Here is a 23,861-nt window from a genome sequence, read left to right as displayed (position 1 = left end):
CAGGGTTCGTCTCCGGGACGGGCCATACGAGACAAGACCCCCGCGCACTGGGTCTGAGGGGAAGACGTTCACCTGATGCCGGACCGACGCCGCCGCACGGCGCTCCACCTCCCGCCGCCTTCTGGGCCGGTGCTGCTGCCGCGGGAACGCCAGTCCTCTTCCACCGGACCTTCGGAGACCTCCGAGCACTCCGGGACGGGCGCCCCCGGGACCTCCGGAACACCGGGCACCGCCGGGACACCGGGCGCCGAGTCCCCTACCTCCGGATCCTCGGGCTCCGCCGAGGACAATCCGTTCGCGCCGCCGCCCGAGGGCAGGCCCGACCAGCCCTGGCAGCCCCGTCGTCCCGAGCACGGCGGTGACTCGTCGAACGACGGATCCGGCCCGGGGCGGGGCGGCTGGGGCAGCCAGTGGAGCAGCCGCCAGCCCGGTCGCTCCCAGGGCGGCTTCGGCAGCCGTCCGGGAAGCCAGAACGGTCAGAACGGCCAGGGCTCCGGCAAGGACGGACCCGACGGAGGCCGCGGCGGACTGCGCTGGGACCCGACGGACCCGGCCCAGCGCCGCGCCCGCTACGCCCTGCTCTCCGGGATGTGGGCGTTCTTCTTCGCGCTCTTCGACTTCCCGGAGATCGCGCTGCTGCTCGGGGCGCTGGCGCTGTACTGGGGCATCAGCTCGCAGCGCAACAAGTCCAGGAAGCCGTCGCCGGACGCCGACGGCACGGCGGCCGGCGGCTCGTCCCCGGCGGCGGTGCAGTCCGCCGCCACAGCACAGACGGGACAGACAGGACAGGCGGGACCGTTCGGCGGGCCGGCCCAGTCCGGAGCGCCGGTCCCGGCGTCGAGCAGGCCGCAGACCACCGCGGCGGTGAGCGGGCTGGTAACAGCCGTCATCGCGCTGGCGATCGTGGCCACGACCTTCACGGTGCAGCTGGTCTACCGCGACTACTACACGTGCGTGAACGACGCGCTGACGACCACGGGCCAGCTCTCCTGCAACGATCTGCTGCCCGACTCGCTGGTGCCGGTCTTCGGCGTCAAGGAGTAACCGCCCCCGGATCCTCGTCCGCGTCGGAGCCGCCTTTCCTGAGGGAGGGCGGCTCCGGCGCGAGCGGCCCCGGCGTGGCAGGGAAGTCCGCCATCAGCCCCCCCGACGCTTCCTTGAACGCCGCCCAGCGCGCCTCCCGCGCCCCGCGCTCGTGCCAGGCTTCGGCCGGCAGGAAGTCGTACGGCTCGAAGTCGGGATCGAGGTCGGGATCGACCGCTTCCGGCCCCCCGGCCCCCGCGCCTCGCGTACCTCCCGCGCCGCGCTTACCTCCCGTACCGCCCGCGTCCGGCACCGCGCCAACTCCCGCCTCCGCCACAGCCAGTGCGTCCAGGATGTCCACGCCGCCGATCCCCTCTCCCCCTTCCGACACGGCGAGTGGTCCCGGCGTCGCCGCGCCCTCGCCCGCGCCCCTCCGTCCTGCCAGTCGCCGCCAGGGCACCCGCCACCACGCCGCCCCCGGACCACCGGACTCCGCGCCCCTGGCCACCGCCCCGGTCGCGAGGAGCGATTCGGCCGGCGGTTCGGCCGCCGGTACGTCCTTCTGGCGCCGCTCCCGGAGCCGCCAGAGCCGCAGCAGCAGCGCCGCCGGTACGCCGAGCGCCAGCGTCCACGCCAGCGCCGCGGCGCCCGTCAGCCACCACACGGGACCGAAGGCCGCCAGTCTGCCGTTCCCCAGCGGTCCGCCCGCGAGCCCCGCCAGCACCGCCGTCAGCCCCGCGCACACGACGCCCCCGAGCGCCGCCGTCAGCGCCGTCCCGCGCGCGCTCCACGCCTCTTCGCACCGGGCGTACGGCGGCGCGGCCACCCGTACCGTGAACCACGCGACCGCCAGCACCGCGACCACCGGCACCCCGACCGCGGCCCAGTTCAGCGGTGTGCCGGGACCGTCCGGCACGGCGGCGAGCAGGGGGAAGGACGGCAGCGCCGGGGTGCCGACGACCCCGAGCGGCGTGGCCGTCGCTGTCGTACCGAGCGCGAAGCCGGGCCCCAGGCCGTACGCGGCGCCCCAGACCGCCGCGTTCGGCACGAGCGCCAGCCCGAGCAGCAGCACCGCGACCCGCCCCGACCAGTCCCCCGCGAGCTGGACGAACGAGGTGTGCGCCGGATCTCCGTGCCATACGAGCGAGCCCCCGACCAGGAGCGCGCCGCCGCCCACCAGCAGCAGAAAGGCCGCCGCCCCCGAGCGCCCCGCGACAACGACCCCCCGGCGTCCGGCGGGCGCCCAGACCGTACGGGCCAGGAGCCTCCGTACCGCCCCGGGCAGCCGCTGGGGCAGCGGGACGCGCGGACATCCATGCGCCGTCCATGCCCCGGCCGCCGCCGAGAGCACCGTCAGCACGGGCAGCGTGAGCGCCGCGCGCAGCGGATGCGCGGTGAGCGCACCGCCCCCCGCATAGAGCACGGCAGCCGCGCCGACCAGCAGATATCCCCCGGACACGGTGCATACGGCGCCGAGCCCGGTGAGCTGGGGCCGTCCCTCGTCGGGTTCCAGGGCGTCGCGGGCGGCGCGGTACGCCAGCCAGGCCGGCAGACCCATTAGGAGCAGCGGTACGACTCCGATGGGCGCGGGGGTCCCGGAGAGGGTGTCCGGGCGCACCAGCTCGACGCCATGGCCCAGCAGCCAGAGTCCGGCCGCGATATGCAGAGCACCGCCCGCACCGCTGTCGGGGAACGGTGACGTGATCCACATCGCCATCACCAGCACGGCGATCGCGCCGAGCCCCAGGCCCGCGGCGGTGGCTCCTCGGAGAACGGCGGAGGTCAGCGCCGCGGCCCTACCACGCTCAAGGGCCGCGGCCGAGGACAACGGCGCACTGTGTTCGGTCAATTGGGTCACGACGTCATGCTGCCCATGACACCCATCTAATTCGCGCAACAGGCGAATAGTCGCCGTGTCGCCCAATATACGGTTATGTGCTTTTTCGCCCAGAACCGTGCTGCGGGGAGTCCCACATGACCCAGAAGGCCACGCAGAGCACCGCACGAGGCGCCAAGGCCGGCGCCCCGTCGCTGCCCGCCCCGGAGCAGCGGCGAAGACTGCGCGAGTCGAAGCCGATGACCGAGAAACAGGCCGCCGCCGCGGTGGGCGTCACGCGGTCGACGCTCAGATCCTGGGAGACCGGGCGTACGGCTCCGCGCGGGCGCAAGGGGGAGCTGTACGCGAAGCTGCTGGCCGGGATCGCGGCGGAGCTCCGCGAGAAGGCGGCGCAGGAGGAACGGGCCAGGGTGGAGGCGGCGAGGGCGGCCGCGCAGCGCTCCGCGGCGCGGAACCGGAGCGCGTCCGCGTCCACGCGAGCCGTGCGTACGACGAGGACCGCCGGGGCCCCCACTGCCGGCGCCGCACCACCACCCGCGCCCACCACCGCCGGGCGCCGCCGCAGGGCGAACACCGTGCCGGCGAACGCGGCGACAGCGAGCACACCCGCCACGAGCCGGGCAGCAAGAGGAAGGGCCACGACCGGAGCGAGCACGAAGGGGGCGAGCGCGACCGGAACTCGTACGCAGGGAGCGAGCGCGACCGCGTCGGCCGCGTCCGGCACCGACGTACGCAACACCGACTGGCCCAACCCGCCCGCGGCCGGGATCGAGGCCCGTACGCCCGACGAGGCCTTCGACGCCCTGTACGCGTTCACCGCGCCCGCCCTCGTACGCCAGGCGTATCTGCTCACCGGGCGACGGGTCCTCTCCCAGCGGTCCGTCGAGCGTGCCTTCCATCTCGCGTGGGCGCGCTGGCCCGAGGTCGCGGTCGACCGGGACCCGGCGGGCTGGCTGCGGGCCGCCGCGTACGAGTACGCGATGTCGCCCTGGCACCGGCTGCGCAGCCCCCGGGAGCGCCCCGATCCGGTCCGCGGCGAACAGGAAAGGCCCGAAGAGCGGGCGCTGCGCGAGACGTTGCTGGGTCTTCCCGCGTCGTACCGCCGCACGCTGCTGCTCTACGACGGGCTCGGCCTCGATCTGCCGGAGACGGCGGCCGAGACCGAGGCGAGCACCCCGGCCACCGCCAGCCGGCTGCTCAACGCACGCAAGGCGGTCGCCGAGCAATTGCCCGAACTGACCGACACCCAGGTGCTCCAGGAGCGGCTCGGCGTGCTCGTCCGGGCGGTGACACCACCCCCCAACGCACCGGCGCCGGCCATAAGGTCCGGCTGTGAGCGGCGGGCCCGGTTCTGGACGCGGGCGGCCATCGCCTTCACCGTGCTGATCGTCGGGGCGACAGGGTTCACCCTGGCCACCGCTCCCAGGAAGTACGAGCCGCCCCTGTCACCGGGCGAGCGGGTCGGCGACCTTCCGGTGACCAACGGTCCGCAGCGGCTGAGCAAGCAGGACCTGGCGCTGCGCGACAAGCTCCGCCACGCACCGGTGACCGGCCCCGACCGGCTCGTACCGCAAGCGCAGTGACCGGCCGGCCGGAAACGCGCGTGGGCCCGCACCCGGAAGAGGGTGCGGGCCCACGCGCGTGGTGCCGTACGGGCCTGCGGGAGGCGGAAGTTCAGCCCCCGAGGATGGAGCGAGCCAGCCCGGCCGTCTCGGTCGGGGTCTTGCCGACCTTCACGCCCGCGGCCTCCAGGGCCTCCTTCTTCGCCTGGGCGGTGCCGGAGGAGCCGGAGACGATGGCGCCGGCGTGGCCCATGGTCTTGCCCTCGGGCGCGGTGAAGCCCGCGACGTAGCCGACGACCGGCTTGGAGACGTTCTTGGCGATGAAGTCCGCCGCGCGCTCCTCGGCGTCGCCGCCGATCTCGCCGATCATCACGATCAGGTCGGTCTCGGGGTCGGCCTCGAACGCGGCGAGCGCGTCGATGTGCGTCGTACCGATGACCGGGTCGCCGCCGATGCCGACGGCCGAGGAGAAGCCGATGTCACGGAGCTCGTACATCATCTGGTAGGTCAGCGTGCCGGACTTGGACACGAGACCGATCCGGCCGGGCTTGGTGATGTCGCCCGGGATGATGCCCGCGTTGGACTGGCCGGGGGTGATCAGGCCGGGGCAGTTCGGGCCGATGATCCGGGTCTTGTTGCCCTTGCTGCCCGCGTACGCCCAGAAGGCGGCGGAGTCGTGCACCGCGATGCCCTCGGTGATCACGACGGCCAGGCCGATCTCGGCGTCGATCGCCTCGATGACGGCGGCCTTGGCGAAGGCCGGCGGCACGAAGACGACGGACACGTCGGCGCCGGTCTTCTCGATGGCCTCGGCGACGGAGCCGAAGACCGGTACGGAAACTGTGCTTGATTCGCGCGTCTCCGACACGACGTCGAAGTCGACGGACGTGCCGGCCTTGCGCGGGTTCACACCGCCGACGATGTTGGTGCCGTCAGCGAGCATGAGCTTGGTGTGCTTCATGCCGGTGGCGCCGGTCATCCCCTGGACGATGACCTTGCTTTCCTTGGTCAGGAAAATAGCCATGGTGTTGGAGTCCCTGTCCCTTACTTCGCAGCCGCGAGCTCTGCGGCCTTGTCGGCCGCGCCGTCCATGGTGTCCACGCGCTGCACGAGCGGGTGGTTGGCGTCGGACAGGATCTTGCGACCCAGCTCCGCGTTGTTGCCGTCCAGACGCACGACCAGCGGCTTCGTGACGTCCTCACCCTTGGTCTTGAGCAGCTCAAGGGCCTGGACGATGCCGTTGGCGACCTCGTCGCACGCGGTGATGCCACCGAAGACATTGACGAACACGGACTTGACGTCCGGGTCGCCGAGGATGATCTCCAGGCCGTTCGCCATGACCTCGGCCGAGGCGCCGCCGCCGATGTCGAGGAAGTTGGCGGGCTTCACGCCGTTGTGGGCCTCACCGGCGTACGCGACGACGTCGAGGGTCGACATGACCAGACCCGCGCCGTTGCCGATGATGCCGACCTCGCCGTCGAGCTTGACGTAGTTGAGGTTCTTGGCCTTGGCCGCGGCCTCCAGCGGGTTCGCGGCGGCCTTGTCCTCCAGCGCCTCGTGCTCCGGCTGGCGGAAGTCGGCGTTCTCGTCGAGCGAGACCTTGCCGTCGAGCGCGATGATCTTGCCGTCACCGGACTTGATCAGCGGGTTGACCTCGACGAGGAGGGCGTCTTCCTTGATGAAGACGGTCCACAGCTTCTGCAGGACGTCGGCGACCTGGTCGGCGATCTCGGCCGGGAACTTCGCGGCGGCGACGATCTCGGCGGCCTTCTCGGGCGTGCAGCCCTCGTTGGCGTCGACCGGGATCTTGGCGAGCGCGTCGGGGTTCTCCTCCGCGACGACCTCGATCTCGACGCCGCCCTCGACGGAGGCCATGGCGAGGAAGGTGCGGTTGGTGCGGTCCAGCAGGAAGGAGACGTAGTACTCCTCCGCGATGTCCGCGGTCTGGGCCAGCATCACCTTGTGGACCGTGTGGCCCTTGATGTCCATGCCCAGGATCTGACCGGCCTTCTCGACGGCGTCCGCCGGGTCGGCGGCCAGCTTCACGCCACCCGCCTTGCCGCGCCCGCCGACCTTGACCTGCGCCTTGACGACGGCCTTGCCGCCGAGCCGCTCGGCCACCTCGCGAGCCGCGTCAGGCGTCGTGATGACTTCACCGGCCAGCACCGGTACACCGTGCTTGGCGAAGAGGTCCCTCGCCTGATACTCGAACAGGTCCACGCGTGTCCGTCCCTTTGTCTTTTAAACCGCAGCCTGGTGATCGCGGGTTCGTTGTCTGCGTGGGCGTGCCGCGAAGGGCAACGTGACTGCGCTGTCACAGAGGGAGGCGTACTCGCTGTCCGGTACGCGGCATGTCCGTCTCGCAGGTTATCCCCGTGGGCGGTAGGTCCCTAAATCGCAGATCACAGATGAGCGGTGATACCTGTCACAGAGCGGTGATACCCATCACACGCCGCGCGGAAGCACTCCGTGTCACCGGGAGATCGCCCCGTTCGGCAGCTCCTTGTCCGGTATGGGAAGGGGGCGCTTCTCGATCGCCGCCGCCATCACCTCGGGGAAGAGATCGGGGGTGCAGGCGAAGGCCGGCGCACCGAGCGCGGCGAGGGCCGCCGCGTGCTCGCGGTCGTACGCGGGCGCTCCCTCGTCGGACAGCGCGAGCAGCGTCACGAACTGCACGCCCGACGCCTTCATCGCCGCGACCCGCTTGAGCATCCCGTCACGTATCCCGCCCTCGTAGAGGTCGCTGATCAGTACGACCACGGTGTCGGCGGGCCGGGTGATCCGCGACTGGCAGTAGCTGAGCGCGCGGTTGATGTCGGTGCCCCCGCCGAGCTGGGTGCCGAACAGGACGTCGACGGGGTCGTCGAGCTGGTCGGTGAGATCGACGACGGCGGTGTCGAAGACGACGAGCCGGGTGGCGAGGGAGCGCATGGAGGCCAGGACCGCGCCGAAGACGGAGGCGTAGACGACGGAGGCCGCCATCGAACCGGACTGGTCGATGCAGAGGATGACCTCCTTCTTCACGGACTGTGCGGCACGGCCGTAGCCGATGAGCCGCTCCGGGACGACCGTGCCGTACTCCGGGAGGTAGTTCTTGAGGTTGGCGCGGATCGTACGGTCCCAGTCGATGTCCCGGTGGCGCGGCCGGGTGAGGCGCGCCGACCGGTCGAGCGCGCCCGTCAGGGTCGCGCGGGTGCGGGTGGCGAGCCGCTTCGCGATGTCCGCGACCACCTTGCGCACGACGGCCCGCGCCGTCTCCTTGGTCGTCTCGGGCATCGCCTTGTTGAGCGAGAGCAGTGTGCCGACGAGATGGACATCGGCCTCGACGGCCTCCAGCATCTCCGGCTCCAGGAGCAGCGCGGCGAGCCCGAGCCGGTCGATCGCGTCGCGCTGCATGACCTGGACGACGGAGCTGGGGAAGTACGTACGGATGTCCCCGAGCCAGCGGGCGACCGAGGGCGCGGAGGCGCCGAGCCCGGCGGAGCGGTGGGTGCCGCCGGCGTTGCCCTTCTCCTTGCCCGTGCCATAGAGGGCGGACAGCGCGCCGTCCATCGCCGCGTCCCTGCCGGAGAGCGCGCACCCCGTCCCGTCGGCGCTCTCCCCGCCGAGCACCATCCGCCAGCGGCGCAGCCGCTCGTCGGCGGCGCGGCCCGTCCCTTCGGCGGCGATGCCGTCGGTGCGGATCCTGTCGCCCGTCCCGCCGCTCGTCCCGCCGCTCGTCCCACCGATCATCCCGCCGCTCATCCCGTCGCCTCCAGAGGATCGTCGCTGTTGTCGGTGCCTCCGATGCCGTCGGCGCCCAGCAGCAGGCGGAGCACCGGCAGTACGGCGTCCGCGCGCGCCTCGTCGAGCCCGGGGCCGAAGCCGGGCGCGGCGGGCTCGGGCGTCACCGGGCCGCCGGCCGCTGGCCCGCGTCTGACCAGCTCGCCCAGCGTGCGCCGTACGCCGGGCTCGTACGCGGAGAACGTGCGGCGCAGCAGCGGGAGCACATCCGTGAAGGCGTCCGCCGACACCCCGGTCAGCCAGGCGTCCACGAGGCCGAGGAGGCGTTCGTCATGGACCAGGAGCATGCCTCCCGCGCTGCTCGCCGCCTGCTGGCGCCCCGCCCCGGAGGCGCCGCCGACGAAGCCCTCGATCCAGGCCGCGGCGTCGGTCGGCGGGGTGCCGGGCGACAGCGCGAGCCCCATGAACCGCGCGGCCTCGTCCTCGGCGAGCCGACCGTCGTCCAGCAGCAGCCGGGCGGCCCGGCCCCTGATCACCCCGGGGACGGTGTCCCGTCCGGCGAGCTTGCGCAGGACGGCTCCCCAGCGCCCGGCCAGATCCCGGCCGCGGCCGTCCGGGTCCTGATCGTCCGGCCCCTGATCGTCCGGGAGGAGGCCGATCGCGGTGTGGACGCTGTCGAGATGCCCGCGCATCTCGGCCGCTCCGTCCGCGTCGAGCCCCGCGCAGGCGGGCGGCAGCCCGACGCAGATCCGCTCGGCGAGCCCGGCCGCCACCTCGCCGAGCGCACCGGTGTCGGTGGAGCGTACGTCCCCGTACCGCAGCGAGCGGGCCAGCGCGGGCAGCGCCTGGGCGAGCCGGCCGACGTCGGCGTCGAGCGCGGCGCGATCGGCGAGGGCCTTCATCACCACGGGCAGGGCGTCGGGAAGCGCGGCCAGCAGACAGCGCTCGGCCAGCGCCGTGACCTCCGCGAGCGCGGTCGCCGCGAGGGCCCGTGACTCGGCCTTGGCGGTGGCGGCGGAGAGCACGGTCGTGCCCCATACGCCGGCCTCCGCGACCCGTACGTACAGCTCGGGCTCCCAGCGCAGCCGCCAGCTCTCCCGGAACGTGCCGGTGCTCCCCCGCCCGGCGGCCGGTTCGCCCCAGTCGATACCGAGCAGCCGCAGCCGGTGCAGGAGCCTGCCGCGCTCGGCGTCCATCTCCTTGCGGAGATCCAGGTCCAGCTCGCGCTCCAGCGCCTCCGGCTTGAGCCGCAGCGTGCGCTGGAGCGCGGTCAGATCGCGCTGGAGCGGCACGGCGGGGGCCGCGTCGGGGACCTCACCGAGCACCTCGCCGACGATGAGCCGGTCGTGGATGAGGCCCAGCGGCACATCCGATCCCTCGCACATCACCGCCCGGACCGCGTCGGTGGTCTCGGTCAGACCGGCGAGCGGACGCCCGCGCATGGCGGCCAGCGTCTCGGCGAGCCGTACCGCCTCGATGACATGGGCGGAGGAGACGGTCCTGTCCTCCTCCCTGAGCAGGCCGGCGACCTTGGTGAGCCAGCGCTCCACGGGGCGGTCGGGCACGCCGAAGAGATGGCCGTACCAGCCGGGCGAGTCGATGCCCGCGCCATAGCCGCTGTGCCGGGCGAGCCTGCGGTGGGTCCAGGGCACCCAGGTCATCCCGGTCTTGACCTTGGGCAGCCCCTTCAGCAGCGCGCGGTCCGCGGCGACGGTGGTCTTCCGGCCGAGCGCGGGCACATGCCAGGCGCCGCAGACCACGGCGACGCCGTCGTCCCCGAACTCCTTGCGCGCGGTCCTGAGTTGGAGCCGCATCTGGGCCTCGCGGACGAGATCGCGCCGGGGACCGCCGTCGGCGTGCCGCTCGCGCAGCGCGCCCATCGCCTCGGCGACCGCCGCGAACGGCGCGAAGGGGTCGTCCGCGCCGTCAGGGCCCTGGTGCTCGACGACGTCCTCCCACCAACGCTCGGGGTCGTCGTACCCGGCGGCCTCGGCGAGGACGGCGAGCGGATCGATCCGCAGGCTCTCGTCGTCCTCGGACTCCTCGTCGCGCGACCCGTCGTCCACCGCGGCGAGTGCCAGTGAGTGCGCCGCGGGCAGGTCGATGAACCGGGCCGGTACGTCATGCGCCAGCGCCCAGCGGATCGCGACCCACTCCGGGGAGAACTCGGCCAGCGGCCAGAACGCGGCGTGCCCCGGATCGTCCACCGCGTGCGCCAGGAGCGCGACGGGCGGCCGCATCGCCTCGTCGGCGGCGAGCGCCAGCAACGCGTCCCCCTCGGGCGGTCCTTCGACGAGGACGACCCGGGGCGCCGCCGCGTCGAGCGCCGCCCGTACCGCACGCGCGGACCCTGGCCCGTGATGCCGGACCCCGAGCAGCAGCGGTCCGCCCGCGCCGGATCCGCCCCCCACCGCCGCGCCCGCAACCGGCACGCCCCCGCCCGGCGCGCGCGTCGTGGTCACGCGCTCACCTCGCGGCAGGCGCGGTAGAAGTCCTTCCAGCCGTCGCGCTCGCGGACCACCGTCTCGACGTACTCCTGCCAGATCACCCGGTCCGCCGCCGGGTCGCGGACGACCGCGCCGAGGATGCCGGCCGCGACATCGCCCGGCCGCAGCACTCCGTCCCCGAAGTGGGCGGCGAGCGCGAGGCCGTTGGTGACGACGGAGATCGCCTCGGCCGTGGAGAGCGTCCCCGAGGGGGACTTGAGTTTCGTACGGCCGTCGGTCGTGACGCCGTCGCGCAGTTCACGGAAGACCGTGACGACCCGGCGGATCTCGTCGATGCCCTCGGGACCGGTCGGCAGATCGAGCGAACGCCCCATCTGGTCCACGCGCCGGGAGACGATGTCGACCTCGGCCTCCGGGGTGGCCGGCAGCGGCAGGACGACGGTGTTGAAGCGGCGGCGCAGCGCGCTGGACAGGTCGTTGACCCCCCGGTCGCGGTCATTGGCCGTGGCGATCAGATTGAACCCCCGCACGGCCTGCACCTCTTGCCCCAGCTCGGGGACCGGCAGGGTCTTCTCGGACAGGATCGTGATGAGCGAGTCCTGCACATCGGCGGGAATACGGGTCAGTTCCTCGACGCGCGCGGTCATGCCCTCCGACATGGCCCGCATCACCGGACTGGGCACCAGCGCGTCGCGGCTGGGGCCGTGGGCGAGCAGCTGCGCGTAGTTCCAGCCGTAGCGGATCGCCTCCTCCGGCGTGCCGGCCGTGCCCTGCACGAGCAGGGTCGAGTCGCCGCTGACGGCCGCCGCGAGATGCTCGGAGACCCAGGTCTTGGCGGTGCCCGGCACGCCGAGGAGCAGCAGCGCCCGGTCGGTGGCGAGCGTGGTGACCGCGACTTCGACGATCCGCCGCGGCCCCACGTACTTCGGTGTGATCACCGTCCCGTCCGGAAGCGTGCCACCGAGCAGATACATGGCCACGGCCCACGGCGACAGCCGCCATCTGGCGGGCCGCTGCCGGTCGTCGGCCGCGGCCAGCGCCTTCAGCTCGTCGGCGAACGCGTCCTCGGCGTGCGGGCGCAGCGCCTCCTCGGTCCCTGCGGGCGCGGTGATTTCGGGCACGGTCATGGATCCCCCTCCAGATCGTTCGACCGGATGTGAGTTCCACGGTGCACCACGCCACTGACAATCGGCCGTCGCCGCGGGCCGGGCGGGACGGACGCGGCCGTGCCCGTACGAACCGCGGACGCGCCCGCGTACGAGGGGAGTTACCCGGCGACCGTTACCCGGCGATCGGGGAAACCGCGATGCAGCCGCCCGCCGCGGCCTTGCCCGCGTCCGTCTCCTCCTTGATGACCTCGCCCTTGTAGATGATCTTGCAGGTGACCTCGGCGCCGGACGGGTCCAGGGCGGTCGGCATGACACCGGGCGGCATGATCCCGCGCAGCGTGACCGTCTTCGTCCAGGGCAGCGTGGGCTTCTCGACCGTCTCGATCTTGGGCTCCATGGCCTCGCCGCCCCCGCCGTGGTAGTCGATCGTGTCGATGTTCTTGCCCGTGACCTCGTAGGTCACTTCGTAGGTCTCGTTGACGGCCTTGTCGACCTCGTCGGTCACGGCCTTGTCGACCCGGTCCGCGGCCTCGGAGCAGGCGCCGAGGCCCAGCGCGAGGCCGGTGACGGCGAGGGTGGTGAGCGCGGCGCGGACGGTGCGGTTCATGAGTGATCCCCCCGGATCGTGGCGTAGGAAGCTCGCACGATATAGCAAAGGCAAAGTAAAGTCATGCTGCCGGTTGTTCGTTGAATACGCAGGTCAGAGCGATTGTCAGTGGGGCGCTCTAACGTCGTGGACATGAATCAAACGGGGGTGCGCTGGACGACGGAACAGGTGCTCGCTCTGGCTCCTGACGAGGCGTCACGCAAAGCGGGCAACAAACTGGGCACGGCCGGGCCGTGGTCGGAGGCGGGCAGCGGCTCCGCGGGCGCTGTGTGGGGCCTGTGCAAGGGCAGCGGCGGCAAGCCGTATCAGACCATTGTGGACACAACGGGCCCCGCTTACAAGTGCAGTTGCCCGAGCCGGAAATTTCCGTGCAAGCACGCGCTGGGGCTGCTGCTGCTCTGGTCGGCGGACGAGCGGAGCGTGCCGGAGACGGCGGAGGAGCCCGGCTGGGCCGGGGAATGGCTCGAAGGCCGCCGGAAACGGGGCGAGGAGCGGCCCGCGGGGGAAGCCGGCGCGGCCGGGTCCGGGAAACCGGCCGATCCCGAGGCCGCGCGGCGCAGGGCGGAGCGCAGGGCCGCCAGGATCAGCGCGGGCGCCACGGAGCTTGAGCAGCGGCTGACGGATCTGCTGCACGGTGGGCTGGCCTCGGCGGAGCAGTCGGGATACGGGCTGTGGGAGGAGACGGCGGCCCGCATGGTCGACGCGCAGGCGCCGGGGCTCGCGGGCCGGGTGCGGGAGCTGGGAGCGATCCCCGGCTCGGGCGCCGGCTGGCCGGTACGGCTGCTGGAGGAGTCCGCGCTGCTGCATCTGCTGACCACGGCCTGGCTCGGCCGGGACCGGCTGCCGGAGCCGCTGGCGACGACGGTCCGTACGAGGATCGGCCTGCCGTCGCCGGCCGGCGGTCCGCCGGTCAGGGACCACTGGCTGGTCCTGGCGCAGGACGACTCCTCGGACGGCAAGCTCGTCACGCGCCGGATCCGGCTGTACGGACGGGACTCGGGGCGGTCCGCGCTGCTGCTCGCCTTCGGCGCGGCGGGGCGCTCCCCGCAACTGGGGCTGCCGGTGGGCCTGATGATCGAGGCCGAGATCACCCCGCACGGCGGCGCGGGGCAGCTACGGGCCGACTGGGGGCGGCAGTTCGGCGCCCCGGCCCCGGTCCCGGGCCCGCCGCCCGGCGGCTCCACGACAGCGGCGATCGAGGCGTACGGGGCGGCGCTGCGCGCGGATCCCTGGCTGGACGCGTGGCCGGTGACGCTGACCGACGTCATTCCCGTGCCGGCGCCGGGGGGCGGCTGGCAACTGGCCGACGCGGACGGGGAATCCGCGCTGCCCCTCACGGACTCGGCGCTCTCACGGCCCGGTCTGTGGAAGCTGGCCGCGCTGTCCGGCGGCGGTCCGGTCACGGTCTTCGGGGAGTGCGGGCACCGCGGGTTCCATCCGCTCGCGGCCTGGGCCGAGGAGATACCGGGGCCGGTCCCGCTCACCTGACGGTCCCGCGGACCGACGGTCCCGCTCACCCACTGGTTCCGCTCAGCCGACCGCGCCGACAACGGAGGGCTCCATGACGGACACGACTCGCACCATCGATCCGGTCGATCCGGCCGGCTCCACCGGCACGACCCGCGTCGCGACCCCCTGGGAGGGGCTCGTCACCTCGGCACTGCTCGGTACGGAGCGCCGCACCCCGCCCGCGGAGATCCTGGCCCCGGGCAAGGAGGCACCGGCGGCCCTGCTGGACGCCGCCGCGCTGCACACCGTACGGCGCAGGGCGGGGCTCCTTCCCGCGCGGGCCGCCGCCCGCCCGGAGCCCGCGGCCCATGACGGCCGCGCGCGGCTGCCGGAGGCGGCCGGAAGACGGCTCCGCCAGCTGCTGGCCGACCGGTCGGGGCCCTCCGGCGGAGGAGGGCGGCGCGGGGCGGCGCCCGACCTCACCGAACTGCTCCCGCAGTGGCTCGCCGCCGCGAATGAGCACGGCTACCGCGTGCCCGCCGCCGTACTGCCCGCGCTGCTCGACGCGGCCCGCGCGCGTACCGATCTGCGGCCGCAGGCGCTGACGTTCGCCGGGCCGCGCGGGCTCTGGCTCGCCCGGCTCAACCCGGAGTGGAAGTTCGCCCTGCGGGGCGCGTCCGGCGGCGCGCTGCTGCCCGACCCACGGGACGGCGAGGCCGTCCGGCTGCTCTGGGAGGAGGGCCTGTTCGCCGAGCGGGTCGCGCTGCTCGCCGCCGTACGGGCCCAGGACGCCGAGGCTTCCCGGGCGCTGCTCGCCTCGACCTGGTCCACCGAACGCGCCGAGGACCGGCTGATGTTCCTCGACTCGCTGCGTACGGGGCTGTCCGGGGCCGACGAGCCGTTCCTGGACCGGGCGTTGTCGGACCGCAGCCGCAATGTCCGGCACACCGCCGCCGAGTTGCTCTCCGCGCTGCCGGGCTCCGCCCTCGCCGGAAGGATGGCGGCCCGCGCGGCGACCTGCGTGAGCATGGACCGTACGGGCGGCGGGCAGGTCATCACGGTCGAGGCGCCGCACGAATGCGACGCGGACATGCAGCGCGACGGCGTGGTCCCGGCCCCGCCCGCGGGCCGGGGCGAACGGTCCTGGTGGCTGGGCCAGTTGGTCGAGGCGGCCCCGCTGGACACCTGGCCCGCCAGGCTCGGCGGCCGTACCCCCGAGGAGATCGTCGCGCTGCCCGTCCTGGACGACTGGGCCGACGAACTGCACGCCGCGTGGTGCCGGGCGGCCGTACGGCAGCGGGACGCGCGCTGGTCCCTCGTCCTGCTGGGCTCGCCCGCCGCTTCCCCGGCCGCCGGTCCCGGCACGTCCTCACTGGCGGAACGGGCGAAGCTGCTGGCCACGCTGCCGCCCGCCGAACGGGCCTCCTGGGTGGCCTCGTTCATAGCCGCCCACGGTCTCTCGGAGGCGTTCCAGCTGCTCGGTGTCTGCGCGGTGCCGTGGGCGGAGCCGCTCGGCCGGGCGGTCGTGGACGCGCTGGACATCGCCCGGGACGCGGGAAGCTACCCCTGGAGCTTCAGCGGGGTCATGGGCCTCGCCGAGCGATGCCTCGACCCCGCGGAGGCGAGCCGGCTGGAGCTGCTCACCGCGGCCCAGGACGAGCCGGAAGACGCGTCACCGGGTGCGGGCGGCTACTGGTCGGAAGCCTTCCGGCGGCTGGTCTCCACGCTGCGGCTGCGCGCGTCGATGCTGGCCGAACTCGATGGGCTCGATGGACTCAACAGTCCCAACGGGCCCGACGACCCCGGCCGGCTCGCCGAACTCACCGAACCGGCGGCTCCATGAGCGCTGCCACGAACGACGCAGCGCGTCACGCGCCCGCGGGCTGGCGGACGTTGGCGTTGACCCACGTGACGATGGAGGTCGTCGTCGCCCCGGGGGTGAAGATCTCGGCCACGCCCAGCTCCTTGAGCGGGGCGATGTCCGCCTCCGGGATGATGCCGCCGCCGAAGACCTTGATGTCCGCCGCGTCCCGCTCCTTGAGCAGCGCGATCACCTTCGCGAAAAGTGTGTTGTGCGCCCCGGAGAGGATCGACAGTCCGATCGCCTCGGCGTCCTCCTGGATCGCGGTGTCCACGATCTGCTCGGGCGTCTGATGGAGCCCCGTGTAGATGACCTCCATCCCCGCGTCCCGCAGCGCACGCGCGATCACCTTGGCGCCGCGGTCGTGTCCGTCGAGCCCCGGCTTCGCCACCACCACCCGGATCGGGCCGCCGGCCGCGTGCGCTCCGCTCGTCCCGTCCTGGCTCCGCGACTGATTCTCCGGCCGCTGGTTCTCCGGATGCCAAGCCACACCCATCACTGCCTCCACATACCGACCGCACTGTCATTGGCACGGGCCCCCGCGCCCGGTCCGGTCGGGACCGGGGCGCGGGGAGGTGAACGAACGTTATCCACAGCATCCCGCACGCGCCTGTTTCGCGGAGCCCGGCGAGGGGGAAATCACACGTGGGACATGTTCGCTTTGCGTCGTTCCGGTATGACTCGGCATACCCGGCCGGGTCGGGACGACCGCAAGGGGAGCCGCAAAAGGAGTCGCCACACGAGCGCCGTTCCACCGTGCCGCCAGCCGCGCGGCGCGGTGGCACGGCTCGCGTGTACCGACCCCGGGCACTTACGGCGTGCCGGAAGCCATCCGACCCGCCGGGCGGCGCCCCGTGAGGGTACGCGGGGGCCAGAGCCGCCCCCCGGGTGCCGTTCGGAGGTCGGCCATGAAGGTTTCGCCGTTCTTGCCGCTGTTTCCCTTCGTTCCGCCGCTTCTGCGCCAGGCCGGCCGCGTGTGGCACGCCACGCTCCCCGCCGACGCACTCCGTGCCAACGCGCTCGACCTGGCGGTACTCACCGGCCATCTCGTCCTCTATCCGGCCGGGATCGTCCAGGAGCGCCGCGCCGAGCCCCTGCCGCCGGAAACCGCCCAGCTGCCCACGGAGGGCCGCGCCCATCCCCCCGTCGTCCTGCTCCACGGCCTCGTCGACAACCGGTCCGTCTTCGTCCTGCTGCGCCGCTCCCTGGCCCGGCACGGCTGGACCCGTCTCGTCTCGCTCAACTACTCGCCGCTGACCTGCGACATCCGTACGGCCGCCGAGCTGCTCGCCCGGCATGTCGAGGAGATCTGCGCCCGCACCGGCCATCGCCAGGTCGATGTGATCGGGCACAGCCTCGGCGGCCTGATCGCGCGGTATTACGTACAGCGCCTGGGCGGTGACACACGGGTACGTACGCTGGTCACGATCGCCACGCCGCACGAGGGCACGGCCGTCGTCCCGCTGGCGAACGCCCACCCCGTCGTACGGCAGATGCGGCCGGGCTCGGACGTGATCGAGGAGCTGCGACTGCCCGCGCCCGGCTGCCGTACGCGGTTCGTGAGCTTCTGGAGCGATCTCGACCAGCTGATGGCGCCGGCCCTCACCGCGCGCATCACGCACCCCGACCTTCAGGCGGAGAACGTACTGGTGAGCGGGGTGGGGCATCTCGCCATGACAGTGCATCCCGGAGTCGCGGCCGGCATCCGGCACGCGCTCGAATCTCCGGGGCACGTAGGCGAATCCGGTCCGGGCTCCGTCAACTCCGGCCTCGCGCCCGGGGAATCCGCGGAGGACGACCCCCGCTTCGACGGACCGGCGTCCGTCGCCTGACGCGTGACGCCGTCGCCTGACGCGTGACGCCTGCCGACTCACGCGGGGCTCCTCGAAATCGCCCTCGAAATTCGTCTCGCACCTCGAACACTTTTCGAACGTAGGGCCAAGTCTGCGTCCGTCGTCCGCCGAAACACGGCCGAATGCCCGTTTCAACGGAACGTAAAACCTGCCGAAGATTGTCGCCGTCCTATACCGCCGGGTACAGTCGCGGCCACTGCTTTCCCTTCAGGGGCCCTGTCCGTCAGGCAGGCTTCCGGAGGAAACCCTGGTTCTGCTGCCGAGGCGAGAGAGAAGTTGGTGAACGACCAGCACGCCCACGCCGGGTACGCCGCATATGACGGCTACCAGACCGGCAGCTTCGAGACCGACCCACTCTTCGGCACCCTGCCGGACGGCTCGGGCGGCTATGAGAACGCCCAGGCCCCCACCGGCCAGTACGACAACACGCAGTGGGGCACCGGCGCTCATCAGACGACCGGGTACGACGCGTACGCCACGCCGCAGTACGACGCCAGCGGTCAGTGGCCCACCGTCACCGCCGCGCCCGACAACGGCTATCAGCAAACCCAGGTCATCCCGGGCCAGTCGGCGGAGCCGGATGTCACGGGCCAGTGGGACGCCGACGCCTGGAACCACGCGAACCAGGCGAACCACGCGACGCAGACGACCCAAGCCACCCAGGCGCATCAGGCCGACCAGCTGAACGGGGCTGGCGGGACAGGCCAGTTCGACGCCACGCAGTTCGGTTACGGCACCTCGGACCACACCGTCGCGGCGTCCTTCGACCCCGCCGCGCAGTTCGCAGGCGCACAGTTCGAGACCGCGCAGTTCGACGCGACGCAGTTCGACGGCACGCAGTTCGAGGCAGCGCAGTTCGGGTACGAGGCGACCGCGCAGTGGGCGGCGCCCGCGTTCGACACCGGCGCGTACGACGCCACCGCCTGGAACTCGCCCGGTACGACGGCCGACGCCCCGTATGACAACTCGCACGAGCAGTACGGCCAGGACGGCGGCCCGTACGAGCAGTACGACCTCGCCCAGGGCGCCGAGTACGCCGCCCCGGGTCCTGAGCCTGAACACGCCTTCGACGCGGAACCCGGCTACGAAGCCGGGACCGGCGCGGGGACCGACGCCCTCACCAAGGCCGGGGAGGCCGGAGAGACCGCCGAGGCCGGACTCGAAGGCGACACGGATACGGACGCGGACGCGCCCGAGGCAGAGCAGTTGCACATGGCGGCGACGATGACCACTCCCACCGTCACCGTCCCGCCCCGAAGCGAACGCCGGTACGGCGGCGGCCCGAGCGGCAGCCGGGGCCGCCGCCGTACCCCCGCCAAGCGCTCCGCGCTCCTCACCGTCGCCGTACCCTCCGCCTGTGTGATGGGCGTCGCGGGTGTCGCCGCCGCCTCCGTCGGCGGCCTCGGCGCGGGCCAGGAGCCCCAGGCCGACAAGACCACGACCGCCTCGGCCGCCGATCCCGGCTCCGTGAAGCCCGTGGCCGCGAACAACAAGCTGGACACGCAGCTCGCCGCGCTCAACGCCGACGCCCGCGACTTCGGTGACCGGGCCAGCCGTACGCAGGAGCGCATCGACCTCCAGGCGCGGCAGGAAGCGGAGAAGAAGAGGCGCGAGGCGGAGGCGGCCCGCAAGGAGGCCGAGCGCCCCAAGTTCGTGCTCCCGGTGTCGCAGCACGGGCTCAGCGCGCGCTACGGCCAGGCCGGCGTCAACTGGATGTCCGTGCACACCGGGATCGACTTCCCCGTCTCGTACGGCACGCCGGTGATGGCCGCGACCGACGGCACCGTACGCACGCAGTACAACAGCGCCTACGGCAACATGGCGATCGTGACCGCGCCCGACGGCACCGAGACGTGGTACTGCCATCTCAGCACCACGAAGATCCGCTCCGGTTCGGTCAAGGCCGGTGATGTGATCGCGTATTCGGGGAACTCCGGCAACTCCACAGGACCGCACCTGCACTTCGAGGTACGGCCCGGCGGCGGCGCCGCGATCGACCCGCTGGCCTGGCTCCGCAGCCACGGCGTCGACCCGACGTAACGGGCGCCCCACCGGGGCCCCGTCCCGTCGCGTCGTACCTCCGGCGTCCCGTCGTACCTACAGCTTCTCGACCGGCGCGTACCGCAGCACCAGCCGCTTGGGCTTCTCGTCCCCGAAGTCGATCGTCGCCTGCGTCTCCGCGCCCGTACCCGTCACCGCCATGACCGTGCCGAGGCCGAACCGGTCGTGTGTGACGCGGTCCCCGACCGCCAGCGCGATCACCGGCTTGTCGGTCGTGCGCCCCGTGGCGAAGCCCGAGGGGCCGCCGCCCTGCCTCGACCGCGCGGCGGACGAGGACAGCGAGGACGTGATCCCGGACGTGGGCCCCGCCGGGATCTGCGCGCCGGTCCGCTTCCACTCCAGGTGGTGTCCCGGGATCTCCTCCAGGAACCTCGACGGCGGGTTGTACGAGGGCTGGCCCCACGCGCTCCGCATCGACGAGCGGGTCAGATAGAGGCGCTCGCGGGCGCGGGTGATGCCGACGTACGCCAGCCGCCGCTCCTCCTCCAGCTCCTTCGTCTGCCCGAGGGCTCGCATGTGCGGGAAGACGCCGTCCTCCATGCCCGACAGGAACACGACGGGGAATTCGAGGCCCTTGGCGGTGTGCAGCGTCATCAGCGTGATGACACCGGATCCGTCCTCGTCCTCGTCGGGGATCTGGTCGGAGTCGGCGACGAGCGCGACCTTCTCCAGGAATTCGGCGAGCGTACCGGTCGTGGCGGCCGTGGGAGCCGCGGGAGCCGTGCCGGTGGCACCCGCCGCGTCCTCGCCGCCGCCCGCCGCCTCAGCGGCCGCCTGGCCGCGCTCCTGCTCGAACTCCAGCGCCACCGCGGCCAGTTCCTGAAGGTTCTCGATACGCGTCTCGTCCTGCGGGTCGGTCGAGGCCTGCAACTCCGCCAGATAGCCGGTCCGTTCGAGCACGGCCTCCAGGACCGTCGCGGGCCCGGCGCCGGACTCGACGACCGTACGAAGCTCCTCCATCAGCGTGTTGAACCGCTTGACGGCGTTGGCCGAACGGGCGGCCATTCCGTACGCCTCGTCCACCCGCCGCAGCGCCTGCGGGAAGGTGATCTTCTCGCGCAGCGCGAGCGCGTCGATCATCGCCTCCGCGCGGTCCCCGATGCCGCGCTTGGGCACATTGAGGATCCGGCGCAGCGGAACGTTGTCCTCCGGGTTGGCCAGGACGCGCAGATAGGCCAGCACATCGCGGACCTCCTTGCGCTCGTAGAAGCGCACTCCCCCGACGACCTTGTAGGGCAGGCCGACCCGGATGAAGATCTCCTCGAAGACACGGGACTGCGCGTTCGTACGGTAGAAGACCGCGACATCGCCCGCCTTGGCCTCGCCCGCGTCCGTCAGCCGGTCGATCTCGTCGGCGACGAACTGCGCCTCGTCGTGCTCCGTGTCCGCCACGTAGCCGGTGATCTGGGCGCCCGCGCCGGCCTTCGTCCACAGATTCTTCGGCCGGCGGCTCTCGTTCCGCTCGATGACCGCGTTGGCGGCGCTGAGGATCGTCTGCGTGGAGCGGTAGTTCTGCTCCAGCAAAATAGTCGTCGCGTCCGGGTAGTCCTCCTCGAACTGGAGGATGTTACGGATCGTGGCGCCCCGGAAGGCGTAGATCGACTGGTCGGCGTCACCGACGACACACAGCTCGGCCGGGTCGTGCTCCTCACCGGAGGGGCCCACCAGCTCGCGTACGAGCGTGTACTGAGCGTGGTTGGTGTCCTGGTACTCATCCACCAGGACATGCCGGAAGCGCCGCCGGTAGTGCTCGGCGACATCGGGGAACGCCTGGAGCAGATGGACGGTCGTCATGATGATGTCGTCGAAGTCCAGCGCGTTGGCCTCGCGCAGCCGCGCCTGGTACATCCGGTACGCCTCGGCGAGCATCTTCTCGAAGCCGTCGGCGGCCTGGTCGGCGAAGGTCTCCTCGTCGATCAGCTCGTTCTTCAGATTCGAGATCTTGGCGCTGAAGGACTTGGGCGGGTAGCGCTTGGGGTCGAGGTCCAGATCGCGGCAGACCAGGGCCATCAGACGCTTCGAGTCGGCGGCGTCGTAGATCGAGAACGATGAGGTGAAGCCGAGCCTCTTCGACTCACGCCGCAGGATCCGTACACAGGCACTGTGGAACGTCATGACCCACATGGCGTTGGCGCGCGGGCCGACGAGCTGGCCGACGCGCTCCTTCATCTCGCCCGCGGCCTTGTTGGTGAACGTGATCGCCAGTATCTGACCGGGGTGGACGCTGCGGCTGCCCAGCAGATACGCGATCCGGTGCGTCAGCACCCGTGTCTTGCCCGAGCCGGCCCCGGCCACGATGAGCAGGGGCGAGCCGGTGTGCACGACCGCCGCGCGCTGCTCCTCGTTCAGCCCTTCGAGCAGCGCGGCGGGGTCCACGACCGTGCGCGGGGCGCCGTCGCGGTGGTACTGGTCCCGCGCCGGGGGCACGTCGTAGGCACCCTGGAAGAGGTCGTCGGGCACCTGCTCCGGTGCGTGCTCCGCGTCGTCCTCGGGCGGCGGCGGATGCTCGTCGCCGGAGGGCTGGAGGTCCGCCAGGAAACTATCGTCAAAGAGGCTGCTCATCGCTTTCCGAGTCTAGGCCGCCGCACTGACACCCCGCGCCCGCCTTCGGGATTCCCCGGCCCCATCGGCCACATTCCCCCGCCGCATTCCCCGGCCGCATTCCCCGGCGACCGTCACCATCACCACAGGCGGCCCCTCGGTCACTCATCGTGGCGAACAGGCGCCACCAGCCCGTTTCACACATCGCACGCGCAAATGGTCACGAAAATGTATCGGGCATATCGGCCATCGACCTTCACACCAGCACCACACTTTGGCTAGCGTGCTCGATCAGGCAGCCCGTACCCCCAACGGCGACCCACGCCAAGCGGGCGGCCCACGCCGAATTCGGACTTTTCTCAAGGAAGTTCGAAACCGGGGACCCACAGTGCACAACCGGGGTGAATCGGGCCTTTCGCTCAAGGCCCGTAGGGCAGCCTTCCGTTCCGCCCGAACCCGACAGCTAACCCGGTAGGCGGTCCACGGAAGGAGATGTCGACCTTGGCGTCGCATCGCAAGCCGCGCAGCCTCAGCGGAGTACGTACCGCCTCTCCCGCCGTCGGGATCACGACAGCCGCGCTCGCCTCGGTCACGTTGCTCTCGGCGCAGAGCGCGAGCGCCGCGCCCGTCGAGCCGAAGCCGTCCATGGAGGAGGTACAGAAGAAGGTCGACGATCTGTACCGCCAGGCCGGCAGCGAGACACAGAAGTACAACAAGGCGAAAGAAGCCACGCAGAAGCAGAAGCGCGCGGTCGACCGGGTGCTCGACGAGGTCGCCAAGCGCGCGGACAAGCTGAACGAGGCCCGGCGTACGCTCGGCTCGTTCGCGGCCGCGCAGTACCGGGAAGGCGCGGTCACCCCGACCGCCGCCCTGCTGTTCGCGGACAGCCCGCAGGCGTTCTTCGAGCAGAAGCAGGTGACGGACCGGCTGACGGAGCGTCAGCGCGGCGTCCTCACCGACTACCAGACACAGCAGGCCGCCGCCGCGAAGAAGCGGGCGCAGGCGTCGAAGGACCTGGAGTCGCTCAACGCCTCGCAGGCCGCGCTGCGCACCAGCAAGCAGAACGTGCAGCAGAAGCTCGGCGCGGCGCGTGCGCTGCTGGCGAAGCTGACCACGGAGGAGAAGGCGCGGCTGGCCGCGCTGGAGCGCAAGAAGGAAGAGGAGGCCCGCCGCAAGGCGGAGGCCCAGGCGAAGGTGGAGGCCCGCGCGAAGGCCGAGGCCGAGCGCAAGCGCAAGGAGCAGCAGGCCCAGGCCCCGTCGACCGGCACGGGCTCGGACTCAGGGACCGCCTCGGGCTCAGGAACCGGCTCAGGTACGGGTACGGGGACGGGCACGGGCGGCGGGTCCGGTACGAGCGGCGGCACCGGAGCCTCGGACGGCAGCTACGCCACCAAGGCCGCCAAGGTCCTCGCCTTCGCCCGCGCCCAGATAGGCAAGCCGTACGTCTGGGGCGCCACGGGCCCCAGCTCGTACGACTGCTCGGGCCTGACCCAGGCCGCCTGGAAGGAAGCGGGCGTGGAGCTGCCGCGCACCACCTGGGAACAGGTGAAGGCCGGCACGCGCGTCGCGACCGGGGATCTGCTCCCCGGTGACCTGGTCTTCTTCTACGACGACATCAGCCACGTCGGGATCTACATCGGCGACGGCATGATGATCCACGCCCCCAAGCCGGGCGCGAACGTCCGCGAGGAGTCGATCTACTACATGCCGATCTACGGAAGCATCCGCCCCGCCTGACAGAACGGCGGGCGGCGCGCAGGAGCCGGGGCCCGGGACCGGGCCCCGGGG

General features: G+C 72.3%; 16 protein-coding genes and 1 riboswitch. Of the genes, 7 read left to right on the top strand and 9 right to left on the bottom strand.

The features are described 5' to 3' along the window. Positions 1–75 precede the first annotated feature (75 nt). Positions 76–1,044: a hypothetical protein gene (locus IF11_RS0112080; RefSeq protein WP_030351526.1), complete on the top strand. Its 969-nt coding sequence runs from the start codon at positions 76–78 to the stop codon at positions 1,042–1,044. On the opposite strand, the gene IF11_RS0112075 is transcribed toward IF11_RS0112080, so the two are convergent. Then, positions 1,034–2,881, bottom strand: a complete 1,848-nt coding sequence (locus tag IF11_RS0112075) for a cell division protein PerM (protein ID WP_133243310.1) — start codon at positions 2,879–2,881, stop codon at positions 1,034–1,036. The genes IF11_RS0112080 and IF11_RS0112075 overlap by 11 nt on opposite strands. Positions 2,882–2,997: 116 nt before the next feature. Between IF11_RS0112075 and IF11_RS0112070 the strand changes: the two genes are divergently transcribed. After that, the gene (locus IF11_RS0112070; RefSeq protein WP_030351524.1) at positions 2,998–4,443 is read left to right on the top strand and encodes a helix-turn-helix domain-containing protein; all 1,446 of its coding nucleotides are present in this window, start codon (positions 2,998–3,000) and stop codon (positions 4,441–4,443) included. Between the two features lie 91 nt (positions 4,444–4,534). On the opposite strand, the gene sucD is transcribed toward IF11_RS0112070, so the two are convergent. The 6 genes from sucD to IF11_RS0112040 form a co-directional block, all read right to left on the bottom strand. After that, positions 4,535–5,446, bottom strand: a complete 912-nt coding sequence (sucD, locus tag IF11_RS0112065; protein ID WP_030351523.1) for a succinate--CoA ligase subunit alpha — start codon at positions 5,444–5,446, stop codon at positions 4,535–4,537. Between the two features lie 20 nt (positions 5,447–5,466). Continuing rightward, positions 5,467–6,642: an ADP-forming succinate--CoA ligase subunit beta gene (sucC, locus tag IF11_RS0112060; RefSeq protein ID WP_030351522.1), complete on the bottom strand. Its 1,176-nt coding sequence runs from the start codon at positions 6,640–6,642 to the stop codon at positions 5,467–5,469. Between the two features lie 252 nt (positions 6,643–6,894). After that, positions 6,895–8,037, bottom strand: a complete 1,143-nt coding sequence (locus tag IF11_RS0112055; protein WP_106979164.1) for a VWA domain-containing protein — start codon at positions 8,035–8,037, stop codon at positions 6,895–6,897. Positions 8,038–8,162: 125 nt separating this feature from the next. Continuing rightward, the gene (locus IF11_RS0112050) at positions 8,163–10,577 is read right to left on the bottom strand and encodes a DUF5682 family protein (RefSeq protein WP_078490648.1); all 2,415 of its coding nucleotides are present in this window, start codon (positions 10,575–10,577) and stop codon (positions 8,163–8,165) included. A 26-nt stretch (positions 10,578–10,603) separates the two neighbouring features. Further along, on the bottom strand, positions 10,604–11,719 hold the full coding sequence (locus IF11_RS0112045) for an ATP-binding protein (RefSeq protein WP_030351519.1): 1,116 nt from the start codon (positions 11,717–11,719) through the stop codon (positions 10,604–10,606). Positions 11,720–11,873: 154 nt separating this feature from the next. Then, positions 11,874–12,308 carry an MmpS family transport accessory protein gene (locus IF11_RS0112040; protein ID WP_030351518.1) on the bottom strand — a complete coding sequence of 145 codons (435 nt, stop codon included), beginning with the start codon at positions 12,306–12,308 and terminating at the stop codon, positions 11,874–11,876. 132 nt (positions 12,309–12,440) lie between these two features. On the opposite strand from IF11_RS0112040, the gene IF11_RS0112035 reads away from it, so the two are divergent. Then, complete coding sequence (locus IF11_RS0112035) at positions 12,441–13,796, top strand: SWIM zinc finger family protein (protein WP_030351517.1); 1,356 nt, start codon at positions 12,441–12,443, stop codon at positions 13,794–13,796. 73 nt (positions 13,797–13,869) lie between these two features. Next, positions 13,870–15,600, top strand: coding sequence for a DUF5691 domain-containing protein (locus IF11_RS0112030; RefSeq protein WP_244888232.1), 1,731 nt, complete (start codon positions 13,870–13,872; stop codon positions 15,598–15,600). A gap of 25 nt (positions 15,601–15,625) precedes the next feature. On the opposite strand, the gene IF11_RS0112025 is transcribed toward IF11_RS0112030, so the two are convergent. Then, positions 15,626–16,114, bottom strand: a complete 489-nt coding sequence (locus tag IF11_RS0112025; RefSeq protein WP_240627685.1) for a cobalamin B12-binding domain-containing protein — start codon at positions 16,112–16,114, stop codon at positions 15,626–15,628. Positions 16,115–16,526: 412 nt separating this feature from the next. Here IF11_RS0112025 and IF11_RS0112020 point away from each other — a divergent pair, with 412 nt between their 5' ends. Together IF11_RS0112020 and IF11_RS0112015 are read left to right on the top strand one after the other, a co-directional pair. Beyond that, entirely contained in the window at positions 16,527–17,450 is a 924-nt protein-coding gene (locus tag IF11_RS0112020; RefSeq protein WP_051745815.1) for an esterase/lipase family protein, read from the top strand. Between the two features lie 300 nt (positions 17,451–17,750). Continuing rightward, entirely contained in the window at positions 17,751–19,511 is a 1,761-nt protein-coding gene (locus IF11_RS0112015; protein ID WP_030351513.1) for a M23 family metallopeptidase, read from the top strand. Positions 19,512–19,568: 57 nt separating this feature from the next. Here the strand turns inward: IF11_RS0112015 and pcrA are convergent, their stop codons facing one another. Then, on the bottom strand, positions 19,569–22,094 hold the full coding sequence (gene pcrA / locus IF11_RS0112010; protein ID WP_030351512.1) for a DNA helicase PcrA: 2,526 nt from the start codon (positions 22,092–22,094) through the stop codon (positions 19,569–19,571). A gap of 309 nt (positions 22,095–22,403) precedes the next feature. Next, positions 22,404–22,567, top strand: a riboswitch (cyclic di-AMP (ydaO/yuaA leader). A gap of 7 nt (positions 22,568–22,574) precedes the next feature. Here pcrA and IF11_RS0112005 point away from each other — a divergent pair. Beyond that, positions 22,575–23,810: a C40 family peptidase gene (locus IF11_RS0112005; RefSeq protein WP_037727618.1), complete on the top strand. Its 1,236-nt coding sequence runs from the start codon at positions 22,575–22,577 to the stop codon at positions 23,808–23,810. The last annotated feature ends 51 nt before the right edge of the window (positions 23,811–23,861 follow it).

The organism is Streptomyces scopuliridis RB72 (genome assembly GCF_000718095.1).
GTDB lineage: Bacteria > Actinomycetota > Actinomycetes > Streptomycetales > Streptomycetaceae > Streptomyces > Streptomyces scopuliridis.
This window is presented reverse-complemented; position numbering and strand designations above follow the sequence as displayed.

Excerpts from the sequence above, each read along its gene's own strand:
- IF11_RS0112080 (WP_030351526.1), top strand. The coding sequence starts at position 76 with ATGCCGGACCGACGCCGCCGCACGGCGCTCCACCTCCCGCCGCCTTCT.
- IF11_RS0112070 (WP_030351524.1), top strand. The coding sequence starts at position 2,998 with ATGACCCAGAAGGCCACGCAGAGCACCGCACGAGGCGCCAAGGCCGGC.
- sucD (WP_030351523.1), bottom strand. The coding sequence starts at position 5,446 with ATGGCTATTTTCCTGACCAAGGAAAGCAAGGTCATCGTCCAGGGGATG.
- IF11_RS0112055 (WP_106979164.1), bottom strand. The coding sequence starts at position 8,037 with ATGGTGCTCGGCGGGGAGAGCGCCGACGGGACGGGGTGCGCGCTCTCC.
- IF11_RS0112045 (WP_030351519.1), bottom strand. The coding sequence starts at position 11,719 with ATGACCGTGCCCGAAATCACCGCGCCCGCAGGGACCGAGGAGGCGCTG.
- IF11_RS0112040 (WP_030351518.1), bottom strand. The coding sequence starts at position 12,308 with ATGAACCGCACCGTCCGCGCCGCGCTCACCACCCTCGCCGTCACCGGC.
- IF11_RS0112035 (WP_030351517.1), top strand. The coding sequence starts at position 12,441 with ATGAATCAAACGGGGGTGCGCTGGACGACGGAACAGGTGCTCGCTCTG.
- IF11_RS0112030 (WP_244888232.1), top strand. The coding sequence starts at position 13,870 with ATGACGGACACGACTCGCACCATCGATCCGGTCGATCCGGCCGGCTCC.
- IF11_RS0112025 (WP_240627685.1), bottom strand. The coding sequence starts at position 16,114 with ATGGGTGTGGCTTGGCATCCGGAGAACCAGCGGCCGGAGAATCAGTCG.
- IF11_RS0112020 (WP_051745815.1), top strand. The coding sequence starts at position 16,527 with ATGAAGGTTTCGCCGTTCTTGCCGCTGTTTCCCTTCGTTCCGCCGCTT.
- pcrA (WP_030351512.1), bottom strand. The coding sequence starts at position 22,094 with ATGAGCAGCCTCTTTGACGATAGTTTCCTGGCGGACCTCCAGCCCTCC.